At 35.8% G+C, this 11,331-nt stretch carries 11 protein-coding genes; 10 read left to right on the top strand and 1 reads right to left on the bottom strand.

Going from position 1 to position 11,331, the window contains the following annotated elements:
- Positions 1-1,968: 1,968 nt before the first annotated feature.
- The gene (locus ACPDHL_RS04840; protein ID WP_430531662.1) at positions 1,969-3,204 is read right to left on the bottom strand and encodes an NAD(P)/FAD-dependent oxidoreductase; all 1,236 of its coding nucleotides are present in this window, start codon (positions 3,202-3,204) and stop codon (positions 1,969-1,971) included.
- A gap of 103 nt (positions 3,205-3,307) precedes the next feature.
- Between ACPDHL_RS04840 and ACPDHL_RS04845 the strand changes: the two genes are divergently transcribed.
- The 10 genes from ACPDHL_RS04845 to ACPDHL_RS04890 are packed head-to-tail and all read left to right on the top strand — an operon-like array spanning position 3,308 to position 11,330.
- On the top strand, positions 3,308-4,825 hold the full coding sequence (locus tag ACPDHL_RS04845; RefSeq protein ID WP_430531663.1) for an HAL/PAL/TAL family ammonia-lyase: 1,518 nt from the start codon (positions 3,308-3,310) through the stop codon (positions 4,823-4,825).
- A gap of 30 nt (positions 4,826-4,855) precedes the next feature.
- A complete protein-coding gene (gene fabG / locus ACPDHL_RS04850; protein ID WP_430531664.1) occupies positions 4,856-5,587 on the top strand; it encodes a 3-oxoacyl-ACP reductase FabG in 732 nt (243 codons plus the stop codon).
- 9 nt (positions 5,588-5,596) lie between these two features.
- Positions 5,597-6,817 carry a beta-ketoacyl-[acyl-carrier-protein] synthase family protein gene (locus tag ACPDHL_RS04855; protein WP_430531665.1) on the top strand — a complete coding sequence of 407 codons (1,221 nt, stop codon included), beginning with the start codon at positions 5,597-5,599 and terminating at the stop codon, positions 6,815-6,817.
- 7 nt (positions 6,818-6,824) lie between these two features.
- Positions 6,825-7,073, top strand: a complete 249-nt coding sequence (locus ACPDHL_RS04860) for an acyl carrier protein (protein ID WP_430531666.1) — start codon at positions 6,825-6,827, stop codon at positions 7,071-7,073.
- An 8-nt stretch (positions 7,074-7,081) separates the two neighbouring features.
- Positions 7,082-7,969, top strand: a complete 888-nt coding sequence (locus ACPDHL_RS04865; RefSeq protein WP_430531667.1) for a lipid A biosynthesis acyltransferase — start codon at positions 7,082-7,084, stop codon at positions 7,967-7,969.
- A 7-nt stretch (positions 7,970-7,976) separates the two neighbouring features.
- Positions 7,977-8,885, top strand: a complete 909-nt coding sequence (locus ACPDHL_RS04870; protein WP_430531668.1) for a flavodoxin — start codon at positions 7,977-7,979, stop codon at positions 8,883-8,885.
- Between the two features lie 4 nt (positions 8,886-8,889).
- Entirely contained in the window at positions 8,890-10,023 is a 1,134-nt protein-coding gene (locus ACPDHL_RS04875) for a beta-ketoacyl-ACP synthase III (RefSeq protein WP_430531669.1), read from the top strand.
- Between the two features lie 2 nt (positions 10,024-10,025).
- Positions 10,026-10,460 carry a hypothetical protein gene (locus ACPDHL_RS04880; RefSeq protein WP_430531670.1) on the top strand — a complete coding sequence of 145 codons (435 nt, stop codon included), beginning with the start codon at positions 10,026-10,028 and terminating at the stop codon, positions 10,458-10,460.
- A 6-nt stretch (positions 10,461-10,466) separates the two neighbouring features.
- Positions 10,467-10,922, top strand: coding sequence for an ABC transporter permease (locus tag ACPDHL_RS04885; RefSeq protein ID WP_430531671.1), 456 nt, complete (start codon positions 10,467-10,469; stop codon positions 10,920-10,922).
- Positions 10,923-10,925: 3 nt separating this feature from the next.
- On the top strand, positions 10,926-11,330 hold the full coding sequence (locus tag ACPDHL_RS04890) for a hypothetical protein (RefSeq protein ID WP_430531672.1): 405 nt from the start codon (positions 10,926-10,928) through the stop codon (positions 11,328-11,330).
- Position 11,331: the final 1 nt, after the last annotated feature.

The following is an 11,331-nucleotide window of genomic DNA, read 5'->3' on the forward strand; positions in this document are numbered from 1 at the left end:
AACTAGGACAGGAAAACTGCCCCCTCTATTTGTTGTATTTCGAACACTGGAGCAACAATTATTTTTTACGCAAAATATAGGGCGTTGATAATTTATTTTAGAAATATTTCACAGCAAAAACTACCTCGTCTATTTTTTGTATTTCGTACACTGGAGTTACAATTATTTTTTACGCAAAATACAGGACGTTGAAATTCTAGTTTAAAGATGTTTTACAGCAAAAACTGCCCCGTCTATTTCTTCCCTTTTGAACCCAAACAAACAAAATACTTTTTATCCCAACGACAAGCGGTCTAAAAAAACGTTCTCTTGTGTATTCATCCAAAAAACATCCCTTTTATTTTGCGTATTTCCGCCTAAGTATCAGCTTAAAAAAAATAGCGAAACTACAGCGCATCCTAAAAAATCAAAACACATTTTTCAAGAGAAATAAAAACGGAAAAAGTCAACTTTTGACCATAAAATTCAAAAAGACAAAAAATCACAGTTATCAACGTTATCAACAATATAATAATTAGAAATAAAATCTTTTTAAAAATTTAAAAAATTGTTCTCTATTATATTGCTTGTTAATATGTACAATAACTTTTTAGCCAGAATTTGCAGTTTTGACTTATAAAAACTTATTAACACGATATCATTTCTTAAATCGCTTAAAAATAGCCTTATAGCTATCTTATTAACACGGTTAATAACCTTTATCAACAGCCTGTTTACGATAACTTGGGGGGTGTATTTCTGTTAATAAGTGGTGGATAGGATATGGATATCTAGCTCATAGAAAATAAAAAATAAATTTGCACAGCATCTAATTAATCCTGTATTGTAATTAATTTCAACTAAACAAAAAATAGTTATTCTATTCTTTCCTTACTTATCAACAAAAACTGTTTATTGTCTTCTACTTCAAAATCAGCTCTTTAGATCATTTTAAAAAAAACGATGTTGATAAGTGTTATCTAGCTGTAAATCAATCAATTATTTTCTTATTTCAAAATTGGGATTTCTTTTTTCTCTTGTTTGATAAATGGTGTTTTTCCGTTTTAATAGAGGGAAAAAACAGTTTACGTGCGGCTAAAAACAGGCGAAATACAGTTTCATTCTTCTATTTTTTGAGTCAGTAGTCAAGGAAAATTAAGCCTTATTTTTAGCTCTTTTTATTGTTGTATTTAGTGTATAAAACCGTTATTATTCGCTATAAAAAGAGAAAAATAACCGCAAATGAAAAGAAATAAAAAGGCAATAAAAGAGAAATTCTAGAGGAGAAAGAGGGGATTTATAAAAAATAAAAGAAGAAATTTTACGCGGTTTAGGATAGCATTTTGCGTGAAATTCGGAAGAATAAAAGAGAACTAAAAAAGAGTTTTTTGTGGTTTATTAAAGTTGGTAAACACCTTTTTTAGATGAAAAAAGCAAGATAAAAAGCAAGAATAAAGGGGATTTTAAGCTTCATTTTACTCTTCTTACCTTGTCGATTGAAATTAGTTTGGGTATAAAAATATGGACTAAAAACAAAAAAAAGAGGGTCTATTGCCCATCCTCTTTGCTCTTTATTTTTCCTATTGAGCATAAACCAAAAACCATGCTAGCCTATTCACCGTCGATTCTGCTTTGTATACTAGTCTACGTACCAGTATACTAATTCTATTGTGGCTCCATAGTGAGTCTATAAAAAAACTGTGTTTTAATAGAGTCACTATGGAGTCATCATGGACTCAATATGGACACATGACCTATCATACCCAAACATCAAATGTCTAGTTCAGATATAGCTGTACAGCTCTTGTTTATAATCCCGTTATCTACTATACAGTTGTCCTGTCATTCTTCTTATCGTGTAGTAAGAGCAATAACAAGCTTGTCTTTTTTTTCTATTGAAAAAGCTCTAGGGAAGCCAATCGTCAACTAGGCCTTGTACTGTTTTTTTAAAGCGATTAGTCTAGCTATTTTTGGAGGTAAAAAAGTAGATTAACTGTCTTTTTCCATTTTAATTAGATGGGCCATATTGCGTATTACGCTGTTGTGTTTTAAAACAAATGGGTTGGATTTATCCCAAACATAGCCAGCCAAAACAGAACATATTTTTCGTTTTACATCTGGATTTTCGGGTTGATGGAAGAAGAGTTCTTGTAGATTTCCCGTATACCATTCTTGGATATAGGTGGTAAAAACATCGATTCCTTCCTTCATATAATCGGCGTATTCTACTTGCCAATTCACTGTTTCACCTTGTAGGGTTTTGATGGCTAATTTAGCTGCTAACATACCCGATTCGGTGGCAAAACAAACACCAGAGGAGAAAACGGGATCTAAAAATTCGGTGCTATTTCCCGTTAATACGTATCCATCGCCAAACATTTTCGATACACTAATTGAATAATTTGACAATTTTTTTGGCTCAAAATCAAAAGGTAACTCACCAAAGCGTTGGATGTAGTAATCAGAAAGATTAATAGCATTTTGCAGGGCTTCTGTGGTGGTGTTTCCCAGTTTTTCGATATAGTCCGTAGGGCCTACAATTCCCACACTTGTTTTTCCGTTGGAAAAAGGAATAACCCAAAGCCATACTTTGGTCTCTAAAATGTCAAAGGATATCTGCGTTCCCTCTACTCCTTCGGGTCTTCTATCATCTATAATATGGCTGAAAATTGCAGAATGTGGACTTAATTTAGAGGCAGCATCTAAGTTGAGCATGCGGGGTAAAACACGTCCATATCCACTGGCGTCTATTAAAAATTTAGCGCGAATTTGAGCGGTTTCCCCTTGTGCATTTTGAATAGTGGTTATCGAATCGGTTCCTTCAAATTGGACATTGATCACCTCAGTTTCAAATTGGATATCAATGCCTTTTCGCTGCATTTCATCCGTTATAGCTTTGTCAAAATCTGCACGCGGAATTTGCCATGTCCAATCCCAACCTTCAGAAAACTTATCACTAAAATCAAAAATACAGATTTCCTTTCCTCGAATAAATCGCGCACCAGGTTTGGGTTGAAAATTGTAGGTCTGTAAAGCAGGTAGTAAATCAGCCGCTTCAAAATGATCCATTACACGGGGAATTAAACTTTCGCCCACAACAATTCTAGGAAACTTTGTTTTTTCAACAATTTTAGTGCTGATACCCATTTTGTGTAAGTAACTGCCTGCAACACTTCCAGATGGGCCTGCTCCGATTATTAGAACATCTACATTTTCGATTGACATTGTTTGCTATTTATTATGTTAATAGTATTAAATTTGTTGCTGTCTTATACAGAGAGGGTATAAGCATAAATTTGAATACAAATATAACTAATATACCAAGTTAATGAACACGTTGAATGGCTTCTTATCTTTAGAAAATTTCATACAATATCTAAAGGCAGAACACGAATTAGTCTTAGCTCCAGCGCTAAAGGAACGAGTAGATACGAGTTTTAATTTTTTAAGTGATTACGCTAAAAATAAAGTAATATATGGCGTAAATACTGGATTTGGACCGATGGCTCAGTATCGAATTAAAGATGAAGAATGTGTTGCATTACAATATAATTTAATTCGCAGTCACGCTTCAGGACTTGGAAATCCCCTGAGTATAGCACAAGTTCGCGCTGCCATTTTAGCGCGTTTAAATTCGCTTTCTTTGGGGTATTCTGGGATTAATTTGGAGGTTATTGAGTTAATGCAAACCCTATTGAACAAACAAATAACCCCGCTTATTTTCGCACATGGAGGTGTTGGTGCAAGTGGTGATCTAGTTCAATTGGCGCATTTGGCTTTGGTATTAATAGGTGAAGGTGAGGTTTTCTATCAAGGGGAACGCAGAAGCACAAAAGAGGTATTTGAACTCGAAAACATAACGCCAATGCGCATTAGTATTCGAGAAGGTATTTCTTTGATGAATGGTACGTCTGTGATGACAGGTATTGGTATTCTCAATTGGAATAATGCCTCTAAGTTATTGGATTGGTCTGTAAAAATGGCTTGTGCTATTAATGAGTTGGTGGCTGCTTATGACGATCACTTGTCGGCAGAATTAAACGAAGCTAAACTACACGAGGGACAGCGTCATATTGCCGCTCAAATGCGGCAAAATTTACAAGATAGTCAACGCATCAAAAAAAGAGAAGAACATTTGTATTCGGGTACAAATCAAGAGGATATATTCAAAGATAAAGTACAAGAATACTACTCCATTCGCTGTATTCCTCAGATATTAGGTCCTGTATATGAAACGATACAAGCTGTAGGAAAAGTCTTGGAAAATGAAATAAATTCTGCCAATGACAATCCAGTAATCGATGTAAAGAGTCAACAGGTTTATCATGGAGGGAATTTTCATGGTGATTATATCTCCTTGGAAATGGATAAATTGAAATTGGTTGTTACGCGATTGACCATGTTAGCCGAACGTCAGCTGAATTATTTGCTCAATGCGAAGATTAATGAATTATTACCCCCTTTTGCCAACCTCGGAAAATTGGGATTCAACTTTGGAATGCAAGGAGCGCAATTTACGGCTACTTCAACGACAGCAGAATGTCAAGCCTTAGCAACATCGATGTATATTCACAGTATACCAAACAACAACGACAATCAAGATATTGTCAGTATGGGTACCAATGCAGCAGTATTGTGTGATAAAGTCATTGAAAATAGTTTTGAGGTTTTAACTATTGAAATATTGACTTTGGTTCAGGCTATTGATGCTTTAGCATGTAAGGATCAAGTTTCTGAAACAACAAAAAAATGGTATGCGGATATTCGTCAAATTATTCCTACTTTTTCAGAAGATCAAACCTTGTATCCGTATTTACAACAGATCAAAGACTATTTAAAAGCTTAATTGTAGAATTATTTAATTAAATATACACAAATGAAAACCGCGATAGTAACAGGAGGATCTAGAGGAATAGGTAGAGCGATTTGTTTGCGATTAGCACAAGAAAAAAAATATCATATTTTAATCAATTATCAATCCAATGAAGAAAAGGCGTTAGAAACGCTACGTGAAGTTGAGGAGTTAGGAGCGACAGGAGAGATTCTGCGTTTTGATGTGAGTAAAAATGAGGAAGTAACCGAAGTATTAACGCAATGGGTGGAGAATAACCCTACAGCTGTTGTAGAAGTGGTTGTCAATAATGCGGGGGTTACACGAGATGGATTATTCATGTGGATGTCTTATGAAGATTGGAATACCGTGATGCAAACCAGTATCAACGGATTTTATAATGTAACGCAGTTCTTTATGCAAAAGATGTTGAGAAACCGATATGGACGCATTATTAATATGGTATCTGTATCAGGAATGAAGGGAACAGCAGGGCAGACGAATTATTCTGCTGCTAAGGCTGCGATTGTTGGAGCTACAAAAGCATTGGCACAAGAAGTAGCGAAGCGAAATATTACGGTAAATGCCATTGCGCCAGGATTTATTGAAACCGATATGACCGCTAATTTAGATGCGACAGCCTTGGTGAAATTAATACCAGCTAATCGATTTGGAAAAACAGAAGAAGTAGCGGATTTAGTTGGCTTTTTAGCCTCTGATAAAGCAAGCTATATTACAGGGGAAGTAATTAATATCAATGGTGGAATTTATTCATAACTACGTTTGATGGAAAGAAGAGTTGTTATTACAGGAATGGGGATTTACTCTTGTTTAGGATTAAATCTGGACGAGGTAAAAACATCGTTATATGAAGGAAAATCAGGAATTATTTATGATGAACAACGTCATGAAATGGGATTCCGTTCTGCTTATACGGGGATGGTTCCCCGACCTGATTTGAAAGCTGATTTGAATCGAAGACAGCGACTTTCTATAGGAGAGGAAACAGAATACGCTTATGTAGCAACAATGGAAGCCTTAAAAAATGCACAAATCAGTTTAGACTTCTTAGAACAACGCGAAGTGGGTATTCTATATGGTAACGATAGTGTTTCCAAAGCTGTGATTGAGGCAACTGATATTTTTAGAGAAAAAAAAGACACGGCTTTAATTGGTTCGGGTGCTATTTTTAAATCGATGAATTCGACGGTAACCATGAATTTATCTACCATTTTTAAATTGAGGGGAATTAATATGACCATTAGTGCTGCCTGTGCTAGTGGATCTCATGCTGTCGGACTTGGTTTTGCGCTGATTAAAGGAGGAATGCAAGATATTGTGATTTGCGGGGGTGCTCAAGAAATTAATCCTTTTGCCATGGCGAGTTTTGATGGATTGGGTGTATTTGCACAAGAAGGAGTTGACCCAAGTGAAGCTTCTCGTCCCTTTGATGTTAATCGCAATGGTTTAGTACCTAGTGGTGGTGGGGCAACGTTGATTTTAGAAAGTTATGAATCAGCAATGGAGCGTGGAGCACCTATTATCGCTGAAGTAATTGGCTACGGTTTTTCATCCAATGGTGGACATATTTCGACACCAAATGTCGACGGTCCTGCTACAGCAATGCGCAGAGCAATCGAAAATGCAGGTATTGCAGTGGATGAAATAGGCTATATTAATGCACATGCAACATCTACTCCACTAGGAGATGCAAATGAAGCCAAAGCAATCTATGAGGTATTCAACGCGAGTATGCCTTATGTTACCTCAACTAAATCACTAACAGGGCATGAATGTTGGATGGCAGGAGCTAGTGAGATTGTTTATTCTACCCTGATGATGAATAACAATTTTGTTGGCGCAAATAAGAACTTCACAATTGGAGATGAAGACTCGAACCGACTTAACATTGTTAAAAAAACGTTGGATAAAAAATTTGACATATATTTGTCCAATTCTTTTGGATTTGGTGGTACAAATTCCGCCCTTATAGTTAAAAAAATATAGTTGATACATGGATAGTAAAGAGATTTTTGAGAAAATTAATCAAATTTTAGTAGAAGAATTTGAAGTAGATCAAGAGGTCATTGAAGCAGAAAATAATTTAAGAGAAAGCTTAAATTTAGATAGTTTAGATTACGTTGATCTCGTGGTATTAATTGAATCAAATTTTGGTGTTAAATTAGTAGAAGCTGATTTTACAGCTATTGTTACTTTTCAAGATTTTTATGATTTAATTGAACGCAAGATTACGCAAAAGTAAGATGATCAATGGCGCAATGGCAAGGAAAATCGAAAGGTAATTTACTAGGGTATAAAATTTTCGTTTTATGTATAAAAAAGCTCGGTATCAGAATGGCTTATAGCGTTCTGATATTTGTAGCTTTTTATTATTTTATCACGGCATGGAAATCCAATAAAGTTCTTTACTATTACTTTCACAATAGACATCAATTTAGCGTAGTAAAATCGCTGTGTATGATGTATGCCAACTATTTTAGATTTGGGCAAGTACTCATTGATAAAACGGCTATTTCAATTGGTTTGAGAAATCGCTTTACTTATGATTTTGACGGAATCGAAATTCTAAAAGAATTGCTAGCAGAGAAAAAAGGAGCTATTCTGATTAGTGCGCATGTAGGCAATTTTGAAGTAGCAGAATACTTCTTTGCAGATATTGATTTTGACTGTCAAATTAACCTAGTGACCACAGATCGGGAGCACAGTTTTATCAAAGCGTATTTTGATCAAATATCCATTAAAACAAAGCTGAATTTTATTGTTGTAAAAGACGATATGTCTCATATTTTTGAGATTAATACTTGTTTGTCCAACAATGAAATTATTTGTTTTACCGGGGATCGATTCTTCCCTGGTAGTAAAACCCTACAAGAAGAATTTTTAGGAGAATCAGCCGTATTTCCTGCTGGTCCCTTCAGTATAGCTTCGCGCATGAAAGTACCTGTTGCTTATGTATATGTAATGAAAGAGCGCAATTTACACTATCATTTATATACGCGACGTGCAGAAGTAAAACATCGCGATGCCCAACATTTGCTTCAATCTTATTGTACTAGCGTAGAACAAATCGTAAAAAAATACCCCTTACAATGGTTTAATTATTATGATTTTTGGGAAAAACCAACCCCTACTAAATAAAAAGAAGATGAAGCGTGTATTAGTTATTTACTATAGTCAATCAGGACAATTAAAACGGGTATTAGATCAATTGGTCGATTCATTAACAAAAGATGAAGCAATTGAAGTAAACTGGTATGAAATAGAAATGGAAAAACCCTATGCTTTTCCTTGGAAGAAAATGGACTTTTTCGATGTCTTTCCAGAATCATTCCGACAAATTGAACAACCAATACTACCGCCTTCTGAGGCTATTTTAGACACGAAATACGATTTAATCATACTTGGCTATCAAGTTTGGTATTTAACGCCTTCTATCCCTATTAATTCCTTTTTAAAAAGCAGTTATGCAAAAAAAATACTAGCCGATACCCCTATTGTAACGGTTAGTGGGAGTAGAAATATGTGGATTATGGCACAAGAAAAAATAAAAAAACAAATCCAAAGCATAACTGGTATATTAGTTGGTAATATTGCACTTGTGGATAGAAATATTAATTTAGTCAGTGTTATTACCATTGTCGATTGGATGTTCTCTGGAAAACAGCGAAAGGTTTACGGCCTACTGCCCAAACCTGGCATTTCAACAGCAGAGATTGTGGCTAGTAAGCGATTTGGAGATACAATAAAAAAATATTTATATAGTACTAATTATCAAGGATTACAAAATGAACTCGTGCAACAAAATGCCGTAGAGGTACGCCATTTTTTGGTTTCAATGGATCGAAAAGCCAATCGTCTTTTTGGCATTTGGTCGGCATTGATTTTGAAAAGTAGCCCCAAGCGACGACCTTTTTTGTTGAAGTGTTTCAATGTCTATTTGTTTATAGCAATTTGGCTTATTTCGCCAATCGTACATTTGATTCACCTCCTTTTGTATCCATTCAAATACAAGAAAATTCAACGAGATAAAGTGTATTTTCAAGGAATAAAGTAAAGCTATGGAAAGAGTTTTTATAACAAGAGCCGCAAAGTGTTTACCGAATACCCCTATTTCCAATGATGAAATGGAAGAAGTATTGGGCAAAATAGATCAACAAGCCTCTAAAGCACGTCGAATTGTGTTGAGAAACAACGGAATTCAGACGCGCTATTACGCGATGACCAAACAAGGAAAAGTAACACATACCAATGCGCAACTAACTTTTGAAGCTATTCAAGGGTTATGTGATTCGCAGTTTGCATTAGCTCAAATCGAAGTACTCTCTTGTGGAACTTCAACACCAGATAGCTTATTGCCTTCACATGCCGCTATGGTACACGGACTAATGCAAACAAAATCACTGGAGCTCAATTCCTCTTCAGGGGTGTGTTGTTCGGGAATGAATGCGTTAAAATTTGGTTTTTTATCCATCAAAGCAGGGACGGCAGCCAATGCAGTTTGCACGGGTTCAGAACGAGTATCTACCTGGATGAAATCGGAGAAATTTGAAGGTGAAGTAGCAAATTTAAAAGCATTGGAACAAACGCCAATCATCGCCTTTAAAAAGGATTTTCTCCGTTGGATGCTTTCTGATGGCTGTGGTGCTTTTTTGTTAGAAAACCAACCCAGAGGTGAAAGATCAGTCGAAATTTTATGGATGGATTACTATTCGTACGCTTTTGAACTAGAAGCATGTATGTATGCAGGCGGAGATAAATTACCAGACGGGAATATTAAGCCGTGGAGCGACTATAACGCACAGGAATGGCTGACAGAATCGGTATTCTCCTTGAAACAAGATGTAAAAATATTGAATGAAAATATCTTAGATAAAGGAGTTGAAAGTATGAAAGCCGCCTTGGAGAAAAATAAAATCACTGTAGCGGATATTGATTATTTTTTACCTCATGTATCGTCCCATTACTTTGTAGAGGGATTATATACCAAATTTGCAGAAGCGGGAATGGAAATTCCCAAAGACAAATGGTTTATGAATCTAAAACACGTTGGTAATGTGGGGTCTGCTTCTATCTATTTGATGTTCGAAGAGTTGATGAACTCAGGTCAATTAAAATCAGGCGATCGCATTTTACTATCTGTTCCTGAAAGCGGACGATTTTCGTATGCGTATGCGTATTTAAAAGTGGTTTAGTCATGGAGAAAAGAGAATTAATTGCAAGGGACTTAGTAGGAACATTAATTCCACAACGAGCACCACTGGTTATGGTGGATGCACTGTATCAGTTTGGAGATGATTTTATTGAAGCAGGCTTGTCAATCCATACAGATAATCTTTGCGTATCCAATGAAGAGATGCAAGAATCGGGGATTATCGAGCATATGGCACAGGCAGTAGCCTTACATACAGGATATGCCTATTATTTGAAAAATAAAGCGGCGCCAACGGGTTATATTGGATCCATTAAAAAGATAGAGATTACACAATTGCCTAAAGTCGGAGATCAATTAATCACTAGAGCGCAAATCTTACATGAATTTATGGGGGTAACTCTAGTAGAGTTGACTACAACCTGTAAGGATATCACAATAGCAACAGGACAGATGAAAACAGTCCTAGCAAAATCATAATGCCTTATGGTCAATGCAAAAGTAATTGAAATACAAAATTATTTACCTCATCGCGATCCAATGCTGATGGTGGATATTATTACAGCTATTACTGCAGATAGTGTTGCTACGCGATTTCTGGTAAAAGAAGATAATATTTTTGTAACCGATCAGTTGCTTTGTGAGGTTGGGTTGATGGAAAATGCTGCCCAAACGTGTTCTGCTATTGTGGGACAATCCTTTTTTTTTGATGAAAATCATCAAGAACGTCAAAATGTACAGGTATTGGGATTTATTAGTACAATGAAAAAGGTGGAAATTCTGGGATTACCTCAGGTAGATGAGGTTCTAGTAACAGAGGGAAAGCTAATTTCTCGCCTAGATGGGAATGATTTTTCAATTTGTTTAATTGAGGTTACTACGCATACAGCACATAAACTTGTACTGAAAGCGGAAGTTAATCTATTTTTACAAAAACAATAAGAGATGAAAGAGTCTGAAGTACCACAAGATAAAAGCAGTTTACAGGATAACGACATCCAAGAATTGTGTTATGCAGTCAATGAAAAAGGCGAGTATGTTACTGCGCTTAGTTCTGGTTGGGAGACTAAAACCATCGTTCAGGAGGCAACTTTAGAGGGAATTCAAACCCGAGTGCAAGAAGCAAAAGAACAAGTAGCGAATGGATTAGTCAGTCCTATTGTGTATTTTATGGAAGTGAATCGTATGGACTTAGCCACGCTGAGTGCGTATGTGTCACTTTGGAGATGGCGTGTAAAACGACATTTTAAACCTGATGTTTTTAAAAAATTAAGTACAGCTGTACTACAAAAATATGCCAATGCCTTTGACATTTCCATAGAGGAGTTAAAAGCATTTAGCGGTAAATAAG

The organism is Myroides sp. C15-4 (assembly GCF_050522745.1).
GTDB lineage: Bacteria > Bacteroidota > Bacteroidia > Flavobacteriales > Flavobacteriaceae > Flavobacterium.

What these genes read in the sequence shown, in the direction of transcription:
- ACPDHL_RS04840 (WP_430531662.1), bottom strand. Translation starts at nt 3,204, where the DNA reads ATGTCAATCGAAAATGTAGATGTTCTAATAATCGGAGCAGGCCCATCT.
- ACPDHL_RS04845 (WP_430531663.1), top strand. Translation starts at nt 3,308, where the DNA reads ATGAACACGTTGAATGGCTTCTTATCTTTAGAAAATTTCATACAATAT.
- fabG (WP_430531664.1), top strand. Translation starts at nt 4,856, where the DNA reads ATGAAAACCGCGATAGTAACAGGAGGATCTAGAGGAATAGGTAGAGCG.
- ACPDHL_RS04855 (WP_430531665.1), top strand. Translation starts at nt 5,597, where the DNA reads ATGGAAAGAAGAGTTGTTATTACAGGAATGGGGATTTACTCTTGTTTA.
- ACPDHL_RS04860 (WP_430531666.1), top strand. Translation starts at nt 6,825, where the DNA reads ATGGATAGTAAAGAGATTTTTGAGAAAATTAATCAAATTTTAGTAGAA.
- ACPDHL_RS04865 (WP_430531667.1), top strand. Translation starts at nt 7,082, where the DNA reads ATGGCGCAATGGCAAGGAAAATCGAAAGGTAATTTACTAGGGTATAAA.
- ACPDHL_RS04870 (WP_430531668.1), top strand. Translation starts at nt 7,977, where the DNA reads ATGAAGCGTGTATTAGTTATTTACTATAGTCAATCAGGACAATTAAAA.
- ACPDHL_RS04875 (WP_430531669.1), top strand. Translation starts at nt 8,890, where the DNA reads ATGGAAAGAGTTTTTATAACAAGAGCCGCAAAGTGTTTACCGAATACC.
- ACPDHL_RS04880 (WP_430531670.1), top strand. Translation starts at nt 10,026, where the DNA reads ATGGAGAAAAGAGAATTAATTGCAAGGGACTTAGTAGGAACATTAATT.
- ACPDHL_RS04885 (WP_430531671.1), top strand. Translation starts at nt 10,467, where the DNA reads ATGGTCAATGCAAAAGTAATTGAAATACAAAATTATTTACCTCATCGC.
- ACPDHL_RS04890 (WP_430531672.1), top strand. Translation starts at nt 10,926, where the DNA reads ATGAAAGAGTCTGAAGTACCACAAGATAAAAGCAGTTTACAGGATAAC.